The 23,753-nt window shown below is 63.1% G+C and carries 20 protein-coding genes; 10 read left to right on the top strand and 10 right to left on the bottom strand.

What is annotated here, in order from left to right; translation table 11 throughout:
- Positions 1–9 precede the first annotated feature (9 nt).
- The 5 genes from DV709_RS16845 (at position 10) to DV709_RS16825 (ending at position 6,075) form a co-directional block, all read left to right on the top strand.
- Positions 10–153, top strand: a complete 144-nt coding sequence (locus DV709_RS16845) for a rubrerythrin-like domain-containing protein (RefSeq protein WP_117595634.1) — start codon at positions 10–12, stop codon at positions 151–153.
- A gap of 2 nt (positions 154–155) precedes the next feature.
- Positions 156–1,457, top strand: coding sequence for a glutamate dehydrogenase GdhB (gene gdhB / locus DV709_RS16840; RefSeq protein ID WP_117595601.1), 1,302 nt, complete (start codon positions 156–158; stop codon positions 1,455–1,457).
- Positions 1,458–1,681: 224 nt separating this feature from the next.
- A complete protein-coding gene (locus tag DV709_RS16835) occupies positions 1,682–3,763 on the top strand; it encodes a hypothetical protein (RefSeq protein WP_117595600.1) in 2,082 nt (693 codons plus the stop codon).
- Positions 3,764–3,925: 162 nt separating this feature from the next.
- Positions 3,926–5,074, top strand: a complete 1,149-nt coding sequence (locus DV709_RS16830; RefSeq protein WP_117595599.1) for a multicopper oxidase domain-containing protein — start codon at positions 3,926–3,928, stop codon at positions 5,072–5,074.
- A 5-nt stretch (positions 5,075–5,079) separates the two neighbouring features.
- On the top strand, positions 5,080–6,075 hold the full coding sequence (locus tag DV709_RS16825) for a halocyanin domain-containing protein (protein WP_117595598.1): 996 nt from the start codon (positions 5,080–5,082) through the stop codon (positions 6,073–6,075).
- Positions 6,076–6,092: 17 nt separating this feature from the next.
- Here the strand turns inward: DV709_RS16825 and DV709_RS16820 are convergent, their stop codons facing one another.
- The 5 genes from DV709_RS16820 to DV709_RS16800 form a co-directional block, all read right to left on the bottom strand.
- On the bottom strand, positions 6,093–6,557 hold the full coding sequence (locus tag DV709_RS16820) for a nucleoside deaminase (RefSeq protein WP_117595597.1): 465 nt from the start codon (positions 6,555–6,557) through the stop codon (positions 6,093–6,095).
- 538 nt (positions 6,558–7,095) lie between these two features.
- Positions 7,096–8,352, bottom strand: a complete 1,257-nt coding sequence (locus tag DV709_RS16815; RefSeq protein WP_117595596.1) for an orc1/cdc6 family replication initiation protein — start codon at positions 8,350–8,352, stop codon at positions 7,096–7,098.
- Between the two features lie 892 nt (positions 8,353–9,244).
- On the bottom strand, positions 9,245–9,652 hold the full coding sequence (locus tag DV709_RS16810; protein WP_117595595.1) for a hypothetical protein: 408 nt from the start codon (positions 9,650–9,652) through the stop codon (positions 9,245–9,247).
- A complete protein-coding gene (locus DV709_RS16805) occupies positions 9,649–10,524 on the bottom strand; it encodes a ParA family protein (RefSeq protein WP_117595594.1) in 876 nt (291 codons plus the stop codon). The genes DV709_RS16810 and DV709_RS16805 overlap by 4 nt, the downstream gene beginning before the upstream one ends.
- Positions 10,525–11,173: 649 nt before the next feature.
- Positions 11,174–12,466, bottom strand: a complete 1,293-nt coding sequence (locus DV709_RS16800; RefSeq protein ID WP_117595593.1) for a tyrosine-type recombinase/integrase — start codon at positions 12,464–12,466, stop codon at positions 11,174–11,176.
- A 335-nt stretch (positions 12,467–12,801) separates the two neighbouring features.
- Here DV709_RS16800 and DV709_RS16795 point away from each other — a divergent pair, with 335 nt between their 5' ends.
- The 3 genes from DV709_RS16795 (at position 12,802) to DV709_RS16785 (ending at position 15,216) form a co-directional block, all read left to right on the top strand.
- Positions 12,802–13,104 carry a hypothetical protein gene (locus DV709_RS16795; protein WP_117595592.1) on the top strand — a complete coding sequence of 101 codons (303 nt, stop codon included), beginning with the start codon at positions 12,802–12,804 and terminating at the stop codon, positions 13,102–13,104.
- Positions 13,105–13,617: a hypothetical protein gene (locus DV709_RS16790; RefSeq protein ID WP_117595591.1), complete on the top strand. Its 513-nt coding sequence runs from the start codon at positions 13,105–13,107 to the stop codon at positions 13,615–13,617.
- A gap of 213 nt (positions 13,618–13,830) precedes the next feature.
- The gene (locus DV709_RS16785) at positions 13,831–15,216 is read left to right on the top strand and encodes a M20/M25/M40 family metallo-hydrolase (protein WP_117595590.1); all 1,386 of its coding nucleotides are present in this window, start codon (positions 13,831–13,833) and stop codon (positions 15,214–15,216) included.
- A 525-nt stretch (positions 15,217–15,741) separates the two neighbouring features.
- Here DV709_RS16785 and DV709_RS16780 read toward each other — a convergent pair.
- Both DV709_RS16780 and DV709_RS16775 read right to left on the bottom strand, forming a co-directional pair.
- Complete coding sequence (locus DV709_RS16780; protein WP_117595589.1) at positions 15,742–16,536, bottom strand: cyclase family protein; 795 nt, start codon at positions 16,534–16,536, stop codon at positions 15,742–15,744.
- Positions 16,533–17,411, bottom strand: coding sequence for an NAD(P)-dependent oxidoreductase (locus DV709_RS16775; RefSeq protein WP_157972770.1), 879 nt, complete (start codon positions 17,409–17,411; stop codon positions 16,533–16,535). The genes DV709_RS16780 and DV709_RS16775 overlap by 4 nt, the downstream gene beginning before the upstream one ends.
- Positions 17,412–17,515: 104 nt before the next feature.
- Between DV709_RS16775 and DV709_RS16770 the strand changes: the two genes are divergently transcribed.
- Both DV709_RS16770 and DV709_RS16765 read left to right on the top strand, forming a co-directional pair.
- On the top strand, positions 17,516–18,502 hold the full coding sequence (locus tag DV709_RS16770) for an NAD(P)-dependent oxidoreductase (RefSeq protein WP_394338699.1): 987 nt from the start codon (positions 17,516–17,518) through the stop codon (positions 18,500–18,502).
- A 40-nt stretch (positions 18,503–18,542) separates the two neighbouring features.
- Positions 18,543–19,430, top strand: a complete 888-nt coding sequence (locus DV709_RS16765) for a dihydrodipicolinate synthase family protein (protein ID WP_117595586.1) — start codon at positions 18,543–18,545, stop codon at positions 19,428–19,430.
- A 258-nt stretch (positions 19,431–19,688) separates the two neighbouring features.
- Here the strand turns inward: DV709_RS16765 and DV709_RS16760 are convergent, their stop codons facing one another.
- From DV709_RS16760 to DV709_RS16750, 3 genes are all read right to left on the bottom strand, one after another.
- The gene (locus DV709_RS16760; protein WP_117595585.1) at positions 19,689–20,297 is read right to left on the bottom strand and encodes a DJ-1/PfpI family protein; all 609 of its coding nucleotides are present in this window, start codon (positions 20,295–20,297) and stop codon (positions 19,689–19,691) included.
- An 84-nt stretch (positions 20,298–20,381) separates the two neighbouring features.
- Complete coding sequence (locus tag DV709_RS16755) at positions 20,382–22,409, bottom strand: TRAP transporter permease (protein ID WP_117595633.1); 2,028 nt, start codon at positions 22,407–22,409, stop codon at positions 20,382–20,384.
- Between the two features lie 217 nt (positions 22,410–22,626).
- A complete protein-coding gene (locus DV709_RS16750; RefSeq protein WP_117595584.1) occupies positions 22,627–23,721 on the bottom strand; it encodes a TAXI family TRAP transporter solute-binding subunit in 1,095 nt (364 codons plus the stop codon).
- Positions 23,722–23,753 lie beyond the last annotated feature (32 nt).

Here is a 23,753-nt window from a genome sequence, read left to right as displayed (position 1 = left end):
GACCCAATCATGAGAGATGTCGAAACCCAACCCGGTCAGGAGAACTCCTACGAGTGCTTCGAGTGCGGTAACATCACCATCGCGGAGGTCAACCCCGGTAGGTGTCCCGATTGTAGCGGGTCGATGCGAAACCGACGGATGCCGGTCGAGTAGCTATGGCATCGACCCCCGACAGCAGCCACGACGGAGCCGATGACGCTCCGGTAGAGCCGTCTGAATCGGAGTCGGCGCTCGAAACGGCTCGTCGACAGCTGCATCACGCCGCCGGTCACCTGGATGTCGACCCTAACATCGTCGAACGGCTCAGATACCCGAAGAAGATTCACGAGGTGACAATCCCCATCGAACGGGACGACGGAACGGTCGAAGTGTTCACCGGCTACCGAGCACAGCACGACAGCGTCAGAGGACCGTTCAAGGGCGGTCTGCGCTACCACCCCGACGTGACCCGAGACGAGTGTGTCGGCCTCTCGATGTGGATGACCTGGAAGTGCGCCGTGATGGACCTCCCGTTCGGGGGTGCCAAGGGCGGAATCGCCGTCAACCCGAAGGGACTGAGTGCCGACGAGAAAGAGCGATTGACCCGTCGGTTCGCAGAGGAACTCCGCGACGTCATCGGGCCGAACCAGGACATTCCCGCGCCGGACATGGGGACGGACCCGCAGACGATGGCGTGGTTGATGGACGCGTACTCGATGCAGGAGGGCGAGACGACGCCCGGCGTCGTCACCGGCAAGCCGCCGGTCGTCGGCGGTAGCGAAGGCCGCGAAGAAGCGCCCGGACGAAGCGTCGCTATCGTCACGAAACTGGTCTGTGAGTACTACGACCGACCGCTCGAAGAGACGACGGTCGCGGTCCAGGGCTACGGCAGCGTCGGCGCGAACGCGGCCCGGCTGCTCGACGACTGGGGGGCGACGGTCGTCGCCGTCAGCGACGTGAACGGGGCGATGTACGACCCGTCTGGAATCGACACGGCCGCCGTGCCGTCGCACGACGAGGAACCGGAGGCCGTCACGAAGTACGCCGACACCGTCATCTCGAACGACGACTTGCTCACGCTCGACGTCGACGTGCTCGTTCCGGCGGCGCTGGGGAACGTGATAACGAGAGAGAACGCCGAAGACATCGCCGCGGAGTTCGTCGTCGAAGGGGCGAACGGGCCGACGACGTCCGCGGCCGACTCGATTCTCGAAGAGCGCGGCGTCGCGGTGATTCCCGACATCCTCGCCAACGCCGGCGGCGTCACCGTGAGCTACTTCGAGTGGCTCCAGGACATCAATCGACGAGCATGGCCGCTCGAACGGGTGAACGACGAGCTCGAAGCGGAGATGCTGAAAGCGTGGAACGCAGTTCAAACCGAATACGAACGCCGGGACGTTACCTGGCGCGACGCAGCCTACATCGTCGCACTCTCTCGCATCGCGGAAGCGCACGAGATGCGCGGACTCTGGCCGTAGTCCGAGTTTCACTTTTCCACCGTCAGACAGGACACTACGGGTAGCTTCGAATTCAACGGGAGAGACTGACCAGAGAAGTAAACGACCGCTACGACCACTCTCGAACACTCGCCTAGTCGTGCGCGACAGTCAGAGATAGGGAAGACTTATAGAGCAAATCCGCAGATGCAAAGCCATGTCCAGCGCAGGCGCGGCCGGTCGCAGTAACGAAGCGGTGAGTGTCCGTGACTGACGACCCGCGCATCAGTGTCGACCGACGGACTGTGCTCGGCGCACTCGCCGGCGTCAGTGCAGTTGGCGTCGCCGGGTGTTCGACGCTCGACCGGGAGGACGACGGTCAGACAACCGAGGTGGACCCAGAACCCGCCCGGGAGTTGGCGGAGCGGTTCGCTCCGACGGTGTACTTCGACGTGAACGAACCGTGGTTCCCGACGGACCCGCGCCCCTATGCGACCGAACGTGACGGTGAGACCATCGTCGACGGGTTCGACGCCTTCGACGGGTACCACGAGCGGTACACCGGAGAGACTCCACCGAATCCGACCGTCTTCTACAACACCGTCGAGTACGAGAGTTCGTCGCTCACGGTCGTCCAGTACTGGTTTTACTCGGCGTTCGACCAGTTCACGACGAACTTTCACTGGCACGACTGGGAGGTGCTGCACGTCTTCGTCGACACCGAAACCGACGAACCGCAACTGTACGTCGCCAGTTCTCACTCTCGGAAGGTGCCCAACAACGAGTTCCTCGACCCGGACCCGCAGGTGGTTCCACGAATCCTCTCGGAGCTCGGCTCGCACTCGAGCACGCTCTCGGTCAACGACGTTCCCGACCGGTTCCAGCGGGTCACCGTCGAGGGGTTGACCGCGGATATCACGAACGCGCCGATCGAGAGTATCGAGGACCTCGCAGACGTTACGCTCCCGCTCGCGTACGGATTACCGCGCGACGAAGGGTCGCGGTTGCCGTACGTCGTCCCGGAGTACGAGGACGCGCCGATATACGAGCACGAGCGATTGCCGTCCGTCACGGCAGACTCACTGGTCGACTCCGAGTTGACGATCCGGTCGTACGATGCGTTGACGTCGCCACCGACGGACCTGCCGACCCGGGAGACGGGTCTCGTCTTCGGACGCCGCGACCGAGACGCCGGCGCGGACGTCGAGTACGAACTCGTACCGACCTCCGAAATCGAGCACATCACGGATTTCACCGGGCCGCAGTTGAGTTTCGAGTTCGCCGTTCCCGAGGTGGTCGAGGACGCGCTCGCCGCCCACATCACGACGACGGGAGCGCCGTGGAATCAGCCCCGATACGAGAACCCGGCGACCGACATCACCGACCCCAGCCATCGGGCAGCGTTAGCTGACCGCTACGACGCTATCGGCGACCCGGCGCCCGTTCACACGGTAGCGACACGTGTCACCGAGACGGTCACGACCGCCGACGCGCCCGAGAACGAGGGACTGACGACGACGGAGACGTCGGTCGAGTCGCTCGCTCTCTTAGAGAGCGACCTCGAAGCCGTTCCGACGTTCGGTGGTGTCGCGGTGATACGAGACGTGCCGGCCGGCGAGCACCGGTTGACGGTCAACGGTGCCGGGCGGGCACCGTACAGCGAACGGGTGACCGTTTCTGACGACGAGCGAGTGACCGCAGCGGGCGTCGACGGTGAGATACCACTGATCGCACACGAGCACGCGACGAAGTTAGAAGTTCTCGGCGAGGACGCCGCCGTCGATCTCGCGACGGTGACCGTCGAAGACGACTTCGCCGGTCGGCTCTACGAGTCGTCGGTAGACGGAAACGAGGCGGTCTACGTCCACGTCGGCGGGGCGTACACGACGGAGGTTCGAGACCGAGACGACGCCGTCGGCGCATACCGTGTCAATCCGTCGTCCGACGAGACGTCGGGCGTTCGCATCGAACGCCCCGAGACGGGCAAAGCACCGCTCGCGGAGTTCGTCGCGGAGATCGCCGAGGAGACCCGAGCCGCAGTGGCGGCGCGGGGCACCGGAGAAGACGAGGAGACTGACCACGGCTCGTCGAACGCAGTGCAAGGACTCGAACGCTCGCTTATGGCCGTCGTCGAAGCCGCAGAACGGGCCGCCGAGCGAGCGCGAGCGAAGGAACGGGGAAATACGGATAGACAGCTCGAGGTCGTCGTCGAGCGGCTTCAGCGAGCAGAAACTCGGCTCGCCGAAGCGAAAGACGACCTCTCGAAACCGCTCACGAACGCCACCGAAAACAGACTCGGACAGGCGAACCGGCGCACCGAGCAGGCGCAGAACTCCGAGAAGCTGTAGGCAGCCCACGAATTCGGTCGTAGGTGACTGATAGGGGAGGTCAGCGCCTCCCGAAGCGGGGATGCGGCGATATCCGACGCGTCAGCCACCACAGTGGCCGATTCCTAACTCTTGGGAATCAGAACCTCTTATTATCTCACTTAGTTCCCAACGACTACTTGTATGTCCCAAGTAGGCGCACCAGGACGCGGCATCTCCCGTCGACAGTTTCTCGCTGCGACCGGTTCGACCGGTCTGCTCGCGACTGCCGGCTGCACGTCGATGTCGTCACCCTCTGCTTCGGTCGTCGATTCGGCCGGAGAGGGCCCTACTGCGGCCGTCTCCGACCTGCCGCAGACGGGTCGTCCGGAGGTCGTCGACCTCGACGAGCGGAACCACGAGGTCACCATCCGTTCGGTGATGGCGCAGCACGCAATCCACCCCGGCGACACGATGGGCGGGCCGGTCAACCTCCCCGTCGTCTGGGCGTTCCAGGCCGACGACGGGACCCCGAGCGTTCCCGGTCCCATCCTCCGGACGACGGAGGGCCACGACCTGAAGATCACGCTCGACAACACCGAGATGCAGGTCCCTCACACCCTGCACTTCCACGGGGTTCGAAAGACGTGGGAGAACGACGGCGTCCCGACCACGACCGGCGTCACGGTGAACCCCGGTGAGAGCCACACTTACACTATCCCCGCGAACGTTCCGGGGACTCACCTGTACCACTGTCACTACCAGACGCCGATGCACATGGACATGGGGATGTACGGCATCCTCCGCGTCGACCCCGAAGGGTACGAGGAGGCCGACAAGGAGTACTTCATGACGGCCAAGGAGTGGGACAGTCGCCTCTCGCGTCAACACGGGGGCGAGAACGCCAGCTACGACCTCACCAACCGCCGGGCGGACGCGTTCACGCTCAACGGGAAGTCCGCGCCCGCGACCTTCCATCCCGAGACGGGCTCGCCCATCATCGTCGAGGCGGGCGACACGGTGCGCATCCACTGGGTCAACGCCGGGTTCATGAGCCACCCGCTGCACACGCACAACCACCGCTTCCGCGTCGTCGAGAAAGACGGCAGTCAGATGCCCGAGCCCCTGCAGTTCGAGCAGGACGTGGTGAACATCGCGCCCGCCGAGCGCTACACCGTCGAGTTCGAAGCCGACGCCGACCCCGGCATCTACTTGATGCACTGTCACAAGGTCGACCACGTTCGCAACGGTTCGTCGTACCCCGGCGGAATGCTCAACGCTATCGTCTACAAGGAAGCGATGGACACGGACATCTTCCGGGACCTGATGGAGTACGCGGGGTACGAGGGGTGAGTGCGATGAGTACCACCACGCGCCGACGGTTCCTCGCTGCGACGGCCGGCGTGACCCTCGGTGCCGGCCTCGCCTCGTCACCCGCCGCGGCACAGAGCGACGACGAGACCGACCTCTCGTCGTGGTTCGCCAACTCGGACGGCGTCCCCGAACTCGCAGACGCTCGCGGACAGTCGTCGGTCGAAATCTCGGTCGGCGCAGAGGGTAACGGCGGCGCGTACGCGTTCGATCCCGCCGCGGTTCGCGTCGACCCCGGAACGACCGTCGTGTGGACGTGGACCGGGGCGGGCGGGACCCACAACGTCGTCGCCGAGGACGGCTCGTTCGAGTCCGAGTACTACGATTCGAGCGGGGAGACCTTCGAGACGACGCTCGATTCCGACGGCGTCGTCCGCTACGTCTGTGCGCCCCACGAGGCGATGGGAATGAAGGGAGCGCTCGTCGTCGGCGATGCGGCCGTTTCGCTCGGCGAAAGCGAGACGACCGGGACGACCGAAACGAACAGCGCGACGGAAACAGCGTCTGCACCCGGCGAGACGTACGACGGGTGGTTGGCGGACACCGACAACTACGACGGAGTAGTCGACCGACGCGGTGAGTCGGAAGTGCTCGTCGAGGTCGGCGCGCAGGGAAACGGCGGCCAGTACGCCTTCGACCCGCCCGCGATACACGTCGACCCCGGGACGACCGTCGTCTGGGAGTGGGTCGGCGACCTACGGTACGACGTCGCGGACCCGGAACTGGGCTTCGAGAGCGAACAGGTCGCCGGCTCGGGTCACCGCTTCGCCGTCGAGTTCGACGGTCACGGACTGAGCACCTACGAATGTACCGAGTACGGCGAACAGGGAATGCGAGGGGTGGTCGTCGTCGGCGCGGGCCCGACGAAGGAGCTGTCCACGCTGGGCTACACCGTCGTCGGCGGCGGAGCGCTCCTGTTCGGGGGGCCGCTCGCGTACGGCGTTCGTGAACACTTCCGGAACGCTACGACGAGCGTCGATTGACGGCCGGGAGCGGTACTCTACCAGTCGAACTCCCGATGAATCTCCCTCCCTTCGTCGTTCAACACCGGTCCGACGACCTCGGTCGTCCCATCCAGAATCTCGGCCGAGCGAACCGACGGTCCGCTCCCGGTGAACTCCGAGATCTCGTCGCCGCCGACGCTGTAAACGACGCGTCCGAATCCCGCCGATGTCATCCCGCCGGCGCACATCGGACACGGTTCCGTGCTGGTGTACATCACCATCTCGGCGCGTTCCGCGGAGTCGTACTCTCGACACGCCCGGTAGGCGAGGTGGAGCTCGGGGTGCCGGCGGATGTCGTTCTCCGTGACGACGCGGTTCGAGTCCGCCTCGACGATGTCGTCGTCGCGGACGAGCACGCTGCCGAACGGTCGGTCTCCGCGGCCTGCGGCCTCGCGAGCGAGGGCGAACGCCTCTCGAATGTGCGATTCGTGGTCGAAGTCGTCGAAGTTCGGGGAAGACACGTTCGGAGGAACGCGATGGCCCGACTAAGCTATTGTTCTTAGGGGGTAGGTTCGGGTGATATCGGGTCCGCAGAAGACGACGAACCGGAGCCGTTCGTCCCGAACCGTTCGTCCGGGGCGAAGCGCCGACGCACGTCCGAAGATGACGACCGCCCACGGCACGAACACCCCACTATTTCCGGAGCTATCGCGCTTCCTCGACGCCTTCGTGCGGCTCCGAATTCCCGCGTCTCCATCGCTCTCGTCTTTAGGTGGGTCGTCGACGGAACTCGTCGGGCCGGGAGTCTGCGACTCGCAAGTGTTGCCACTCCACCGTTTCCGAAGCTTTCCGGTCTCGTCGGGCGTCCGCCGACCCCGCCGCGTCCCCTCGGTATCTACCGACCGGTTCGAACGGGAGCTTTCCCTGTTGACCGGTGTGAACTGGAACTTCCCACTGGCCGGTGTGAACCGGAACCCCTCCCGTAGTCGGTGAGACTCCGCCGTTTCCGGAGCTTTAGCCGAGCGAGAAGTGACGTGAGGGCGTCTCGAGCGGTGTCGTTCAGTAATCTGAGATGTCGGACTGAAGCACGTTGTTCTGACTGGCGTCCGATTCGATCGATTCGGCGATCTCTTCGAACCGAGAGATAGAGAGGAGCACGTTGAGCACCGCGTCCAACGGAACGTTGAGTTCGTATTCGTGATACCGACCCGCGGAGAGTCCCTCGTTTCGTTCGTAGACGTTTATGAGGCCGAGCATGTTCAAATCCGAGAGGTGGTCGCGGACGCGTCGTCCACTCACGCTGTCGGCGTCGAGTTCGTTACAGATCGTGACGTACTGTTCGTAGAGGTCGCGGGAGCGAACCGGTACTTCGTCGCGTGCTTCGTGATACGCGAGCGTACAGAGGACGACGTGGCCCTGCGTCGTGAGTTCCTGCATCCCCTCGTAGAGTTGGTTCTTCTCGAGTTCGTCCTGTGCGCCGCGGACGTGGTCGTCTGTCACCGTGTCGACGTCTTCCGCTTGGGCGAGTTCGCCCGCTTCTCGAAGGAGACGAATCGCCTGGCGGGCAGAGCCGGTGTCCTGTGCGGAGAGCGCTGCACACAGTGGGACGACGTCGCTTTCGAGGACGCCGTCGTGGAACGCTTTCTCCGCGCGGGGTTGGAGAATCGAGCGGAGTTGATTCGCGTCGTACGGTGGAAAGAGGATTTCTTTCTCTGCCAACGTGTCTTTGACCTTCGGAGAGAGACCTTCTCTGAACTGGAAGTCGTTGCTGATACCGACGATGACCGGTTGGACGTTCTCGACGTAGCCGTTCGAGCGGGCGCGGGGGAGTCCGTAGAGGATGTCGTCGGAGTCACCGATGTTGTCGATCTCGTCGAGGACGATGACGACGGTGTCGCCGAACGAGTCGAGTTCTTCGTAGAGGATGTCGAAAACCCGCTGTTGTGAGTACCCGGTCGTGCTGATACGGTCTTTTCCCTTCTCCAATCTTAGCTCGTTCACGAGCGAGACGGCCACTTGGTACGACGAGGAGAGGTTTTCGCAACCGACCCACACCGTCGAGAGGTCGATATCGTCGTACTTCTCGGCGTCGTGTTCGAGATGCGAGAGCATGAACTTCGTCGCGACCGTCTTCCCCGTCCCCGTCTTTCCGTACAGAAAGATATTCGAGGTGGGTCGGTTGTCTATGATCGGTTGCAGTGCTCGCTGGTACTTCGCGAGCTCCTTGTCCCGCTCACGGATATCTTCCGGCTCGTACGAGTCGTCCAACGGCTCGGCGTCGGCGAACACGAGTCGGTCTCTCTCGAACATCCCCATGTGAGAACGCCACATAGGGTGACACGATAAAACCACCGCTTCCGGAGCGTCCGAAGCGTCCGGAGCCCGAGGATATTAGTACTCGAGGGCGACCACCACTTCCGGAGAGCGCGTTCTTTATATGACCCTCTCACTCCACTGTTTCCGAAGCTATCTCTATATCACGTACCCCCCCGCCGGCACGTAGTAGTGTAATTAGGGAAGAGTTAAGTCGGTCCGAAGAAAACCAAATCCGTATTGCAGTAAGAAGAATATATAAAATTTCTATTATTATCTGGAAGAGACAACTTTCGAGGAATCTCCAGCAGATTTCCGGACGAGACGCGGCAACGACTTCCGCATCCTCGAGAGGGCCCCTCTCTTTTTGTGGATAGCTTCGGAAACAGTGGAGTCAGGGTGTCGGTGACTCGGCCGCGACTGATAGCTCCGGAAATAGTGGTGTGTTACCCGCTTCGAGATGGACCGGAACGGTGTACATCCTCGTGGAGTCCTCCACAATCGGTAATATATCTTCCCCCGAACAGACCGTCTTTTCCGTAGCAAGCCAAATTCGATGATATCACGGATAGGAGTGGTACAGCGGCGAATAACTCCGGAACGAGTGGAGTGGGTAGCTCGTGTGGTAGCTCTCGACAGGACGTGAGGAGTCGAAACTCGCGGTTTCCTCCTACGTCATCAGAACGTTTTGAGGTTTGATTGCTGACCCTCGAGATCAGATTGGCTAACAAGATGGTACGCGTCCTGTTAACGGCTAAAGTCGTGGGTTTCCGCCTCACGTCTGTGTGATTCGAGCCGGCGAAGTGGCGGGAACTGTGTCGTAGGCGCGAGTAGCGAGAACTGTGTCTAGGCACATCACTCGATGTGCAACTCCACCGGTAGTTCACTGCTGCAGCTAGTCGTCGAACGTCATCCCGTAACCCCACTCTTCGAGGTGGGTTTCGGCTTCGTCGAGGTGTTCGAGTCCGACCCGCACCAGGGCTTCTCGTAGGTCGGTTAGGGAAACATCGTCGTTGAACCGTTCTTCCATCTCACGAAGTGCGTCGCGCTCGGCGTTCTTCGTCTCGGGCTGAAGGAAGAGCGGAACGCGGGTTCGGCCATCTTGGACACCGTCGCGTCGAAATTTGTACGGTATCTGGATCGTCCGCTGTCGAGACTGCTGGCGTTCGACTGTTGTTTCAGTCTCTCTTTCGGTTCCGGCCTCCTCTCTCGATATAGCGTCTGATGATTTGTCATCTCGAGATTCGGGCTCGACGTCGTCGGCGAAGGGGTCTTCGCCAGCTCCCTCTTTCATCCCCGTCATGGCAGTGGCACCTCGTGCGTGAGGTCACCCGGTTCTGGAGGGTTCGGCGCTTCGATACCCACCGTTTCCTCCAGATGGCGTGCGAGTCGGTCAAACTGCGCGAGCGTCTCCAGTTCGTACTCGCGGTGGCGGTCGCGGTGCTCACGGACGTAGGTAAACGCGGAACACTGCTGCATCCAGCAACCCTCCATCAACGACGCCCGCTCGCCGACGACCTCCGGAATCGCGTAGTCGATCTCGTCGAGAACGGTGCGCTGGTCTCGGGTATCTTTGAACGCGACTGGAACGGCGGCGAGCACACCGACGTCGATGCCGAGCTGATCTTCGAAGCCGGCGACGAGTGCTTCCAATCCTTCGACCGCCGCCCGTCCCTTCGCACTCGGTTCGACGGGGATGACGAGCGACCGAGTAGCGTGAATCGCGTTGTATAGATGCGGCCCCTCCGTCGCGGGTGGGTCGCAGATGAGAACGTCGTACTCGTCGGGAACGTTCGCCTCACTGAGAACGCGGAGCAGTTGCGCGTGTACCCCGAACGCTTCACCCATCGCCTCCGATTGGTCTTTCTCTCGCTGGAGGTACTCGGCAAGATCCGAGAGCATGTTGTGTTCGGGAACGATGTCGACACCTTCGACCGTCCGAACCAGGTCGTCGAACTCGCCTTTCGGACGACGGATCATGTGACGAACGAGGTTGTCAACCGGTTCGGTTCGTTGGTCGTCGACGCCGAAGAGTCGAGAGAGGTCACCGTCTTGGGGGTCGAGTGGGACGACGAGTGGCTTGAGTCCCGCACGCGCGTGTGCGACCGCCAAGTTCGCTGCGGTCGTGGTTTTGCCCACCCCGCCAGCCTCACTGTACGTCGAGTACGCTAACATGTACCCTTCATGAGTGGCACCCCTCTTGAAAGTACGTCAGACACACCAATGAGTGAACATCATGGATGAATGCACTGAATGTATCTAATGAACATATCTACTGAACAAACATGCCGATCTGCTCTCTGAATGGGGTGACTTGAGGGCACTTTTCGACGGTTAAAAGGAATCTATGCTCGAGACTACCCGGTTCATATTCACCACTAGAGAGCCTCTATCTGCTGTTTTGGCCGACCAACACACTGAACAGAACAAATGAATGCGGTCGTTGAATACTCTTGGTGAACACATTTGGTGAACATCTGCTCCGAACATTCTCTGAATCCACCTCACGAACGTACATCCTGTCGGCATATGATGCGAACAATGTATCTTGGTCCTGGATACTCGGGATGAACACACTTCATGAACACATTTCATGACTACACCTCCTGAACACACTTCATGAATCCATGCCTTGGGCCTGTTTTATGAATACACTCGATGGCCGCACCTCATGCCAACCACTACTACACGAACTCTGTGAATGTGTCGTATGAATCCAGCACATGAACGTACTCTACGTACCCCACGAACGACACGACTAGAGGTATCGGATGGACTCAACTCGGACCGCGAACCGACTTCGCCGGATGGCGGCCAAACTCTCTCACTGATTTTCGAACGCCGCAGCTAACTGTTCGCGCATGTACTCGCGTCGAAGGTGGCGCGTTCGGGAGTCCGAGAGGTAGTTCTGGAGGACGACTTCGGCGCTCGAACTCCCTTGCTCGGCGGCGATCTCGTCGAGACTTCCGAGCACTACGTCGAGCGATGCGGAGTAGGCGTCGTACCAGAATCGACGACCCATCTTTGGGGCGGGCGAGACGCCGTCGATTTCGTCGGGCAACCCTGCACGCTCGGCCAGATCGGTGAATCGGTTCCAGACCGTCCATCGCGAGATGTGTCTGCGAGACGCGTGTGGGGACGGGAACAAGTAGCCGTTCCAGTTTTCGCTGTCAGCTCCAGCCGCGAGACGACGGTCGAGTTCCGCTCGACCGTACAACAGCGACACCTCTCCGGGGCCGTTCTTTCGCTGTCGAAAGTCGATGTAGGGGATGTCGTCGTCGGGAACGTCCAAGACGAACTGGTCGACGTGTAGCTTAGCGACTTCGTTCGGACGGAGTCCCCACGCACAGAGAGCGAGCACGAGCAAGCGTTCTTCGTGGTCGTCGGCAGCGCTGTAGAGCGCTTTCACGTGCGCACTCGACAGACAGGGTGTGTCCGTATTCTCACCGCTGTCCGACCGTGACCAGTCGAACTCGTCGTCGAGTCCGTCCGCCGGGTTTACTTTCGCCCACTTCCGGCGGATGAGGTGTGCGTACCAGTTCGAGACGGCGAGGTGGACTCGACGCTTGGTCTGCGGACTGTCGAGTTCGGCGTGGAGTCGGTCGAACGCCGCCCAGCAGGCATCCACCGCTTTGTACACGGGAACGTCGCTCTCGCGGGCGATCGGCGTCACTAGGTCGTCAGTATCGTTTTCGGCTCGATACGCCTCGATATACCGATTGAGTCGGTAACGAAGCGTCTCGACCGACGATTCGGCGAGCCCTTTTCGCTCACGACGCGACGAGAGAAACGACTCGACGGCTTCGAGCGTTTGCTCGTCTTCTGTTGCCCACTCGTACACTGCCGTCGACGATTCGAGTCCCAGGGTTTCGGTCCAAAACTGTGTGAACGTCCTGTCGTGGTACTCTCGGAGCGCGTACAGCAGTGGTCGGAGTCCATGTGACCGAAGCCACTGATGGGTTGGTTTCTCGTGCTGCGGATCTAGCCCGTCCGCCTCCAGTAACGGGGAAACGACCGTCCAGTAAACCTCGACGAGTTCGTCGAGGTCGAGAAGCGTCCACGAGATGTCGTCGACGTCCTCCCAGTCGCGTCCGGCAGCGCTGAGACTCTCACTCACGAACGTGTTCCTCCTGTCGTTGGTGTTGAACGATCAAATTTCGGGGTAGCAGCCTCGCTGTGTCGAGGTTACGTTCTGAGACGGACATTTTCGGGTGGTACGCGTATTCAGACAACTGGCGTATATATTTTGGGAACTAACAGACTCTTACGGTCTGTGTGAACACCGATTGGATGGGCCATTTTCGATGTCTGATTCATATATCCTATGTCGCTATATTGAAATCGGGTACTGGCCTAGGCTGTGAGGTCCCGCAGTTTCGGAGGATAGCCTCGTTTCAGAACAACCCGTACACACGAAAACGACTAAGTGAGTTGGCTCACAATGTACACATCATGAGCACCGACAAGAAGCGCGTGCAGTTTCGGGCCCCAAATCGGCTTATCGACCGAGCCGACGCGCTGGCCGCAGTCCTCGGGGAAGACCGTACAGACGTCCTCGTGACCGCGCTTCGGGAGTACCTCCAAGACGCCGCTCACGACGACGCACTCACTCAGGAGATCGCCGCCGCCTACTACGACGACGAGATCACTTTCGAACAACTCAGAGCGCTCGTCGGCGCCGAAGAGGCGGCAAACTTCCGGGTGTTGAAACAGCAACTGGACGAGGCCTTCGTCGACGAGGTCGCCGACGCATAGATGTCGCGGCTCGTCGCAGACGCCTCCGCCCTCGTGAGTCTCGGAGTCGTTACTGACGACGACCCCGATCCACTCTCACTCTGTCTATCCCGGTACGAGGTCGTCGTCCCAACGGCGGTCGTCGAAGAACTCCGAGAGATCGCCTCGTACGATGACGTCCACGGACGCGCCGCGTCCGCCGTGCTCGACCGAGCCGATTCGTTCACGACACGGGTGGCCGACCTCGATGCCGAGTTTCCGCTCGATGACGGTGAAAACGCGGCCGTCACCCTCGCGAACGACCTCGATGCTACGCTCTTCCTCTGCGACGAGTTCAACCAACTCGGCTTGGTCCACGCCTCACTCGCTGATACCCGACTCGTCACGACACCGACGCTGCTCTCGGTTCTCGTTCGAACTGGACAGCTATCAGCGGCCGATGCACGGCGACTTCTCGACGAGGTGAGCGACGTCCGTAGCTGGGACGCGAACAGCTACGTGCAACGAGCGAGCTCGTTGCTCGAAGAGTCCTGACGACGAGGCTGTCGTCCCCCTGGATTCTCCTTCCCGGCGCTGGTCGATTACCGAGTGTGACCGCTTCACCCCTCCACTACCTTCGACATGCGAGTTCCCTCTGAGATGACGACGAACTGTCTCCTCTCTACGCCCCGTCGAACTGAGTCGCCACCGGCCAAGAAACTTTGATAACCCTGCTCGTTCTCCCCGGAGGTAGTGTGGTAATCTCCCATGGCTGACGCTCCCGACGACTACGTCGACGAACGGTTCGACGACTTCCTCGAAGACCTCCTCGGACTCCTCGAACAGCCCTCCATCAGTGCGACCGGCGAGGGTGTCGCAGAGTGCACCGACCTCGCGGAGCGACTCTGTCGCGAGTACGGGTTCGACGAGACCGAGACGGTCGAGACTGACGGCCAGCCTGCGATCATCGCGCACGCCGAAGCCGACGAGTCGGCGGACGACCGGCCGACTCTCCTGCTGTACGGCCACTACGACGTCCAGCCAGTGGACCCCGACGAGTGGACCTCGCCGCCGTTCGAACCGACCGTCCGCGAGGGACCGGACGGCCGCGAGCGTATCTACGCGCGGGGCGCGGGCGACAACAAGGGCCAGTGGTTCGCCCACCTCTGTGCGGTTCGAGCGCTCCGCGAGACGACCGGTCTCCCCGTAAACGTGACCCTCCTTCTCGAAGGCGAGGAGGAGAGTGGAAGCCCCCACCTCGACCAGGTCGTCGAGGAACGCGCCGACGAACTCGCCGCCGACCTGACGTACGTGGCCGACGGCCCCATCGACGCCTCGGGACGTCCGCACGTCCTGATGGGCGCCCGCGGGATGCTCTACGTCCAGCTCGACGCGACGGGGCCGAACCGCGACCTCCACTCGGGCAACTACGGCGGCCCGGTTCCGAACCCCGCCTGGGAACTCAACCGCATCCTCTCCTCGATGAAGGACGACGACGGTCGGGTCACGATCGACGGCTTCTACGACGACGTGCGACCCATCACCGACCTCGACCGCGAGGCGCTCGACGCGATGCCGTTCGACGCCGAGGCCGTCGAAGCCGACCTCGACATCGGAGGGTTCGCTAACGGTCCCGGCGACTCCTATCTCGAAAAACTGTTGTACTATCCGACGCTCAACATCGCGGGGTTCGCGAGCGGCTACGGCGGCGAGGGGACTAAGACTATCGTCCCCTCGACCGCGAAGCTGAAGATGGACATGCGACTGGTCGCCGACCAGGACCCCGACGAGGTCTACGAGAAGTTCTGCAGCCACGTCGAAAACCACGCGTCCGGGACCGTCGACGTGGAGGTGTCGAAGTTCGGAACGATGTCGCCCCAGCGGACGCCCCTCGACCATCCCGCACGGAAGCCGATTCTGGACGCGGTCGCCGAGGGCTGGAACACCGAACCCATCCTCAAGCCGACGCTCGGCGGGTCGCTTCCGACGGCGGCGTTCGCTCGCCACCTGGAGACGCCCGTCGTCGTCGTCCCGTACGCCAACAGCGACGAGAACAACCACTCACCCGACGAGAACCTCGCCCTCGACTGCTTCGAGAGCGGCGTTCGGACGACCGCGGCCCTCCTCGACAGACTCGTCGACTACGGGGTGTGACGTGCCGCGGGTCACCTGACCCGCGGACGAGTGCCGACCACCGCTCGCTCGTCAGAGGTGGTTGGCGGAGATGGCCACGGAAGCTGGGGCGCTTTCAAAGTTCGAGGGAGTCGGTTGGCGTCGTCTGTGCGGACGATGTGGAGCGCTTGGAGTAGTATAGGTCCTCGGTACCGTCACACGCACAATTATCATGTCGTCGACAATTAACGTCTATACGACACGACGAAAGAACACAGATGGCGACCGAACAGAACCGAAAACACTCACCCGACGGTCGGTTCTCGCGTCGGGGCCGTGTTCGGTGCGACCGCGGTCGCGGGCTGTCTCAGCGACGGCGGCGGAAACGGATACAGCGCGGCGATAATCTCCAGTCCCGCTGGCTTCGGGCAGTCTGGCTAGCTCCGGGCCGGTCCGACAGTCTGAGTCGCATCTCTGCGACCGATTCCGGAGCGAAACAGGAAACCTACGTCGCCACCTCGGCCGCGGAAAGGAGTTCGCCGAGGAACCCATCGCTTCGGTCGAGTGTCACCGACGCCGGGCGACGAACCGCACCGGTGCGCCGTCGCCGTCGCGAATCTTCACCGGGAACCCCTGCACTTCGAGTCGCTTCCCCACGTGAGTGTCGAGGTTAGTCAGGTTCTCGGCGACGAGTACTCCCTCGGCCAGCAGCGTCCGGTGGACGGGAAACGCCATCCACCCTTCCGGCCGCCGCGGCGGCGGAATATCCGGCGTCAACGTGTCCGTCGCAACCATCTTCACCCCCCGTTCGACCAGCCACTCCGCGAGGTCGACCGAGAGCCACGGATGGGACACGTACTCCGGCGTCCCGTACTTCTCCTGCCACCCGGTGTACAACAGCACGATGTCGTTCTCCCGAACGGTCCCGTCGGCCTGCTCTACGTCCTCGACGGTTATCTCCCGCGCATCGTCGGTCGAAACGTCGAGGAAGACGCCGTCACCGGCGAAGCGGTCGAGCGGCAACTCGTCTATCGTCGCGCCGCCCTCGACGAAGTGTCGCGGTGCGTCGACGTGGGTTCCGACGTGCGTCGCGGCCGTGTACTGCTGAACGTTGATTCGGTCCTCCGCGACGTCTCTCACCGTCTCGAACGCCGGTGCCGGAACCGCCGGCGGGTGCGGCATGTCGTCGGAGAACGGTTGTGAGAGGTCGACCCAGCCATTGTCCGCCGTAGCCGACTCGTACTCGCTCTCTGTAGCCGGTTCGCACCCGTTATTCGCTGTCGACTCGCGCCCGCTCTCCGTAGCCGCCGAGCACCTGCTCTTCGTTGTCGACGCGCGTTCGCCACTCGTCTCGTCGGTCATCGCTCCGTTCTCAGCGCCTCGTACAGTTTCACGATGGCCGAAGCGTCCAACTCGCCGTACCCCATCGCCTCCCCGATGCGGTAGAGGCCGCTGGCTCCGCCCAACAGAAGGGGAACGTCGTTGTCGGCAGCGAACGATTCGGCCAGCGAGACGTCCTTGCGCATCAGCGACAGGGTGAACTCGGAGTCGTACTCGTCGGGGATGACGAACCGTTCCATATCCCGGTCGAGCGCGTAGGACGCGCCGGACGAGTCGGCGAGCGTCCGTGTGAACGTCTTGTCGTCGATACCCGCCGCTCGCGCCATCGACAGCGCCTCGAAGAGGACCAACTGATTCAGGCCGAGCACGTAGTTGTTCACTACCTTGAGCGTCACGCCCACGCCGGTCGGCCCGACGTGGTGAATCGTCTCGCTGATCGTCTCCAGCACGGGTCGAACCCGTTCGACCGTCTCGTCGGATCCGCCGACGAGGACGGTGAGCGTCCCTCTCTCGGCGTTTCGCGCGCCGCCGCTAACGGGGGCGTCAAGGAACTCGACGTCGGCGGCCTCGCAGGCGTCGGCGACGCGCTCGGACGCCGCGGGAGAGACGGTGCTCGTGTCGACGAGCACGTCTCCCGCATCCAATCCGCGCAACACCCCGTCGTCGCTCAGCGTCGCGGCGTGCAGCGCTCCGTCGCCGGGGAGCGAGAGGAAGACGATATCCGCACGTTCCCCGACGGCCGCCGCGGAATCCGCTCCCGACGCGCCCTGCTGTTCGAGCGCCTCCACCCGCGCGGGGTCGATGTCGAAGACGACGACACTGTACGCGTCGGCCAGCACCTCGGCTATCTGTCCGCCGATGTTTCCCAGCCCGACGATACCGACGGTTTCCGGCATCGTCACTCGCCGGCCCGTCGGTCGCCGTCCGTCGTCGTACGAAGCGTTTCGCTACGGTAATCGCTCATGTGTAGTGGTACACGTTGTCACGTGTCCGATAATGAATCTTCGCGTCACGGAGTTCCGTACCGCTACGTCCGACGAGCATCCGTCGGAACGCAGGTCGCGGAAATTCGAGGCGTGGGGAGTTAAGACGGTCGAGCGAGGTTAGTCGACGTATGGTAGCCGTAGGAGTCGTCGGACTCGGCCAGATGGGCGGTCCGATAGCCGAACACCTCGTAGCGGAGCACAGCGTGACCGCGTTCGACCTCGACCGCAGCGCCGTGGAACGACTGGAGGCGCACGGAGCGACCCCCGCCGACACCGCCGCCGACGCCGCCGCCGGTGCCGACGTGGTGTTTCTCTCGCTTCCGACGCCCGACGTCGTCGAGACGGTCGTCGAGGAGGCCGCGGAGGCGTTCGATTCGGGCTCGGTTCTCGTCGACCTCTCGACGTCGACGCCGTCGACGACCGAACGCGTCGCCGCGCTGCTCGACGACCGCGACGTCGACGTACTCGGCGCGCCGGTCAGCGGCGGACCCTCCGGGGCCCGCGCGGGGTCGCTCTCGGTCATGGTCGGTGGCGACGAGGCGGTCTACGAGGCGTGTCTCCCGCTGTTCGAGTCGTTCGCGGCCGACGTGCTCCACGTCGGCGAACGGCCGGGTCACGGTCACGCCGTGAAACTGCTCAACAACTATCTGTCGTTCGCAGGGTTCCTGGCGACCTCCGAGGCGGTCGCGCTCGGCCGCGCGGCCGGACTCGACGGCGAGACGCTCGTGGACGCGTTCAGCGCCGGGAGCGGTCGCAACAGCGCGACGGAGGAGAAGTTCCCGAACTACGTGCTCACCGGCGAGTACGACATGGGCTTCCCGCTCGAACTGATGGAGAAGGACATCCGCCTGTTCGCGGAGTTCGCGGAGGCCCACGACGCGTCCGCGCTCCTGGGCGGCGTCGTCCGGAACCTGGTCGGTTACGCTCGGGTCCGGCAGGGCGGCGAGGCGGACATGACCCGCGCCTACGAGTTCGTCGAGCAGCAGATGATGCGGAGGTAGTTTTTTACCCTCTATCGGTAATCGTTCGCACGAGACAACCATGACAGAACCGATCACGGGTGTCGTCGCACCAGTGGTAACGCCGATAAACGAACACGGTGACCTCGCTGTCGACCGAGTCGCCGACAGCGTGGCGTTCACGCTGGAGTGCGGGTGTCACGCCGTCGTCGCCTCCGGAACCGGAGTCCAAGAGACCGCCGCGCTCGCACCCGAGGAACGGAAGACGCTGATAAGCGAGACTGTCGACGCCGTCGACGGGCGAAAACCGGTGCTCGCGGGCGTCTCCTACCCCGCTCAGTCGGTCGTCGCCGACTTAGTCTCTCACGCCGAGGACGCGGGCGTCGACGGACTGCTCGCTATGCCGCCGTGGGGGATGCCGCCGAGTCACGACGCTATCGTCCGCTACTACGAGGCCATCGCCGCCGAGACGGAGCTCCCGATTCTCGTCTACAACAACCCCGCCGTGACGGTCGACATGGCGAAAGAGACGATGCTGGCGGTCGCCCGAATCGACGGCGTCGAGTACGTCAAGGAGAGTTCGCGGGACTGGCAGAAAGTCGGGTGGCTCCTCGAACGCATCCACCACGCGGGACACGCCGAGGTGTTCACGACGATGGACGTTCTCCTCCCGACGCTGCAGGCCGGCGGGTCGGGCGCGGTCATCCCCGCTCCGGCGACGGTTCCCGCGATGCGGGTCTACGAAGCGTACCGCGACGGCGACCTGGAGACGGCGGTCCGCGCCCAGCGTAGTTTCGGCACGTTCCCCCCGGACGAGGTGACGACGGGGCTCACCGCCGTCTGTAAGGCCGCGACGCGTCTCTCGGGGGTCGACGTCGGTCCGCCGCGGCCGCCGTACGACGACGTCGGTGACGACGGCCTGGCGGCCATCGACGCGTGGCTCGACGAACAGGACGTCCCGACGCTGTAGCACCGACTCCTACACCGCTTCGTAGCGCCGTTCACAGCAGCGTAGCGCCGTTCACAGCAGCGTAGCGCCGTTCACAGCAGCGACTCGTCGTACCATCTCTCGACGCTGACTCGTTTTATCGTCTCTCGACAGCGACTCGCCGTACCGACGACAAAGCGGTTCGGTAAGCCGCTCTCTCTACAAATCTCGATTGGGACGAGCTCCGGTGGTCGGAGACGCGCTCTCGGCCCCAGACGCGTCGAATTCGCCGAGTTCGATTCAGGCCGGGTCGGCCGCGTGGACCGGTCCCCGCGGGTCGTACTCCATCTGTTCGGCGACGGCGTCGGCGATCTCGTCGCCGAACTCGCGGCGAACGACGTGAAACGCCAGGTCGAGCCCCGAGGTGACGCCGCCGGCGGTCACTACGTCCCCGTCGTCGACGACCCGAGCGTCGACGATTTCAGCGCCCGATTCCCGGAGGTCGGATACGGCGCTGGCGTGGGTGATAGCCGGCCGTCCGTCGGTGATTCCGGCCCGGGCGAGCAGCATTCCGCCGGTACAGACTCCCGCGACGGCGACGCCGTCGTCGTAGAGTTCCGCAATCGCTTCCGGAACGACGCCTCGCTCGGCCTCCGCCCACGCGCCCGTCTCGCCGCGACTCGCCCACTGACCGCCCGGTACGAGCACCATGTCCGGAGCGAGGTCCGAGAGTCGGCGGTCGACACCGATGCGAACGCCGTGGCTGGCGGTCACCTCCTCGACGTCGTCTATCGTACACAGCGTTACCGTCACGTCCGCGCCCGCGGCGCGGGCGTTGTCGAAAACCTCGTACGGCGCGATGGCGTCGAGTTCGTCGACGCCCTCGAAGAGGACGATTGCGATATCCATGCGTACCACTACCGCGGCACGGACAAAACAGTTCCCACGCGGGAACGGAAAAGAGAACGGCCGACCGACGACTCGGGGCGTCGGCTACTCTCGCTTCGCTCCGCCCGCCTGCGGTCGTCCGTCACCGGAGAACCCGAGCGAACTTCGGAGAACGCCGACGGGGTCCGGCCGGCCGGCGATCGCTTGGACGATGTACATCGCGACGACGACGCCCAGCGCGAACAGCTGTATCGTCCGCGAGGGATGAACCATCGTGACGAAGCCGAGTACGGCGTACGCGAGACGGGCGGGTAGCGAGATAGTCCTCGCGAACGCGAACGGGTAGTTGATGCCGTGAATCATCGCAATCGCGCCCAGCATCGCGAACGCCCCCGAGGTCAACGCCAGCGAATCGAACGTACCGGAGACGACTTCGGGGTGGTAGATGAAGGTGAACGGCAGGATGAAAAGCGGTGCCGAGAGCTTGATCGCCTCCCAGCAGCTCTTCCAGAAGTCCGCGCCCGCGATACCGCAGGCCACCGCGACACAGGTCGCAATCGGCGGGGTGAGTCCCGCCAGAATCGCCGCGTAGAACACGAAGAAGTGCGCCGCCAGCTCCGGCAGGAAGAACTGGTTGATGAGCGTCGGCGCGATGAGCAGCGCGACGATGGTGTACGACGCCGTCGTCGGCATCCCCAGCCCGAGGATGATACAGATAATCATCGCCAGGATGGCGGCGAGCCAGAGTTGGCCGCCCGCCAACTGCATCAGCGTCAGTGAGATGGATGTCGGCACTCCGGTCGCGGTGAGTATGTCGACGACGCCGTTGATCGCGCCGAGGATAATCGCAACCGGCGCGAGTACGACGACGCCCTCGCGCGCGCCGTCTAACGTCTCCCAGACGCTCCGGCGGGCCGACTGACTCGTCGTCTCGTCGCTGACACCTGCGCTCGCCTGCAGCAGCGGAATCAGCGTGCCGGTGGCCAGCATCGCCGTCGCCGTCCACAGCGCCGCCGTCATCACGGTCACCTGCACGATTCCGAGCTGGTAGATGAGGACGGCGAGCGGGATGCCGTACTTGATGGTCTCGGTCAGGAACTCCGAGCGCGGCATCGGATCGGCGATGAGCTTCTCGGGGTCGGTGTCGTCGAGCTGCGGCACCGAGACGTAGTGGACCGCGATGAAGATGGTCACGACGAGCACCGCCGCCGGAATCAGGCCGGCGACGATGACGTCGGCGTACGTGATGCCCGTGATGAGAGAGGCCATGATGAACGCGGCCGCGCCCATCACCGGCGGGAGTACCTGTCCGGAGGTAGATGCAACGGCTTCGATCGCACCGGAGGTCTCGGGTTTCATCCCGTTTCGCTTCATCAGCGGGATGGTGAACGACCCGGTCATTCCGGCGTTCGCCGTCTGGCTCCCGTTGACGGAGCCGATTATCGCGGAGGCCAACACCGCCGTCTGGGCGATACCGGAGTCGATGTACCGCGCCGAACGGAACGCCAACCGCATGATGAGGTCGAACGCGCCGTACGACTTGAGGAACCCCGCGTACAGGAGGAACAGCGCGATCCACGCCGCGACGAGTTGCGTCAGGAAGCCGAAGAAGCCGTCGACGCTGAGTACGAGGATGCGCATGAGTCGGTCCCAGCCGATACCGCCGTGTGCGAGCGGTCCGGGCGCGAACATCCCCCAGCGACCGTAGGCGATCCCCAACAGGATGATTGAGAGGAACGTGATTCCGAACGACCGCCACGTGAGGTAGATTATCACGAGCGTGAAGATCGCCGCCATGTAGATTTCGTACTGGAACGCGCGACCCTGTCGGGTGACGTACAGCTCCTGGAAGTTCATTATGACGTACACGCAGGTGACTGCGACGATGAGCGCACAGAGAGTCAGCAACGCCGCCTCGGATCGGTTCCCCGGCCCGTAGGCGCGTTTGAGGTCGTCTACGAGGTGGTCTCGGCCGCCGCCGGCGAGATCCATCAACTCGGTGAGGATGAACAGTTCGAGGATGGCTCCGAAGAAGATGACCCCGTACTGCGCACGCGGCATCATCTGACTCCACGCGTACCAGATGACGATGCCCCAGAAGACGACGGAGAGCAAGATGAGCACGTTGCGCATCGACACGAGTTCCGCGTCGCCCGGACTCTCCGTGTCGAATCCCTGGTTTGCACCTGATTCGACGTCGTCGGCTGTCTCGCTCACGTCTACTCACTCCCTCCGGTAGCCGTTACGTGTGACCGCTCTCGTTGCCGCCTAAACTTCTGCATGATTAATGATCAAGTTGCTGCGTATAGTAAGTTGTGTGTGAATTGTTGAAGCGTTCGCCCGCCGGCGGTTACTCGTTCGTCGACCCTTCGGTCCACTCGTCGTTCCAGGCGTTGTTATCCTTCCAGTACTGGGCGACGCCCGGGTGGATTTCGAGGTCCGGCATGACCGCGGAGGTCATCGATTCGATGCCCGAGTGGTCGATCGCCGTCGGGTCGGCCTGTCGAATCGCCTCGTGGTGTTCCGCGGAGAGACGCGCGACCTCGCGGGCCGCGCTGGCGGGGACGTCCGGACCGAACGCCCACTGCCCGGCGAGAACCCACGACGTCGTCGTCTCGGTGACGTTGTTGACCTCCTGTTCCCACTCGTACGGGTACTCCTCCCAGTCGTTGAGAAGCGCACCGGGGACGTTCTCGATCGCCTGACGGAAGTTGTCGTCGACTTCCATGAGATAGAGGCGACCGTTACTGCGGACGTCGACCTCCTGCACCCAACTGGAGAGGTTGACGCCGTTGGCACCGTACACACAGAGCGCGTCCACGCGGTCCTCTTCGACGGCACCCGGGATGTCGGTCGTGTCGACGTTGAGTATCTCGTTCGGTTCCCAGAGACCGGCTTCCTTGATGACCTCCTCCGTGAGCAGCCGAGTACCGAAGCCCGGTTGTATCGGGTAGATGGTGTAGCCGCCGTCCTGGAGGTCGGCGGTCGACTGGATGTCCGACCCCTCCATCGCCACCCAGTGCATTTCGAGGTTAGTGAACACGAACCCTTGCATCGGAAGCGAGTCGACCGCGTCCTCCGCGAACGGACCGCTCTCGCTCATCGCTTTCGCCAACGAGTTGTTGTCCACCCCGAGCGTGTCGAAGTTTCCGCCGTCGAACTCGTAGAGGTTCGCGGTCCACCCGTCCGTCACCTGGACGGTGATGGAGAGGCTGTCGCTGTGTTGGCTCGCGGCGCGTGCGAGCGCCTGCGCGGCCTGCTGCGTCGACGTGCCGGACCCCGCCCCTGCGATGACCATCTGATACTGGTCGCCGCCGCTACCGCCGCCACCGCTGCTGTTGTTGCCGCCGCCACCGCTCGAGTCGGAACAACCGGCCAATCCGATCGTTCCGAGCGTCGCCAATCCTTTTAAAACATCCCGACGCCGATTGCTATCGTCTGACATAGACGTTTGACAATAATCATTATGGTACATAA

This window comes from Haloprofundus halophilus (genome assembly GCF_003439925.1).
In the GTDB taxonomy this organism is placed as follows: domain Archaea; phylum Halobacteriota; class Halobacteria; order Halobacteriales; family Haloferacaceae; genus Haloprofundus; species Haloprofundus halophilus.
The sequence above is the reverse complement of the archived record's forward strand: the minus strand, read 5'-3'. Positions and strand labels throughout refer to the sequence as shown.

Coding starts and splice junctions, on each gene's coding strand:
- DV709_RS16755 (WP_117595633.1), bottom strand. CDS start 22,409: ATGCGCAACGTGCTCATCTTGCTCTCCGTCGTCTTCTGGGGCATCGTC.
- DV709_RS16775 (WP_157972770.1), bottom strand. CDS start 17,411: ATGCCGGAAACCGTCGGTATCGTCGGGCTGGGAAACATCGGCGGACAG.
- DV709_RS16780 (WP_117595589.1), bottom strand. CDS start 16,536: ATGACCGACGAGACGAGTGGCGAACGCGCGTCGACAACGAAGAGCAGG.
- DV709_RS16750 (WP_117595584.1), bottom strand. CDS start 23,721: ATGTCAGACGATAGCAATCGGCGTCGGGATGTTTTAAAAGGATTGGCG.
- DV709_RS16765 (WP_117595586.1), top strand. CDS start 18,543: ATGACAGAACCGATCACGGGTGTCGTCGCACCAGTGGTAACGCCGATA.
- gdhB (WP_117595601.1), top strand. CDS start 156: ATGGCATCGACCCCCGACAGCAGCCACGACGGAGCCGATGACGCTCCG.
- DV709_RS16805 (WP_117595594.1), bottom strand. CDS start 10,524: ATGTTAGCGTACTCGACGTACAGTGAGGCTGGCGGGGTGGGCAAAACC.
- DV709_RS16825 (WP_117595598.1), top strand. CDS start 5,080: ATGAGTACCACCACGCGCCGACGGTTCCTCGCTGCGACGGCCGGCGTG.
- DV709_RS16790 (WP_117595591.1), top strand. CDS start 13,105: ATGTCGCGGCTCGTCGCAGACGCCTCCGCCCTCGTGAGTCTCGGAGTC.
- DV709_RS16785 (WP_117595590.1), top strand. CDS start 13,831: ATGGCTGACGCTCCCGACGACTACGTCGACGAACGGTTCGACGACTTC.
- DV709_RS16795 (WP_117595592.1), top strand. CDS start 12,802: ATGAGCACCGACAAGAAGCGCGTGCAGTTTCGGGCCCCAAATCGGCTT.
- DV709_RS16845 (WP_117595634.1), top strand. CDS start 10: ATGAGAGATGTCGAAACCCAACCCGGTCAGGAGAACTCCTACGAGTGC.
- DV709_RS16815 (WP_117595596.1), bottom strand. CDS start 8,352: ATGGGGATGTTCGAGAGAGACCGACTCGTGTTCGCCGACGCCGAGCCG.
- DV709_RS16830 (WP_117595599.1), top strand. CDS start 3,926: ATGTCCCAAGTAGGCGCACCAGGACGCGGCATCTCCCGTCGACAGTTT.
- DV709_RS16810 (WP_117595595.1), bottom strand. CDS start 9,652: ATGACGGGGATGAAAGAGGGAGCTGGCGAAGACCCCTTCGCCGACGAC.
- DV709_RS16760 (WP_117595585.1), bottom strand. CDS start 20,297: ATGGATATCGCAATCGTCCTCTTCGAGGGCGTCGACGAACTCGACGCC.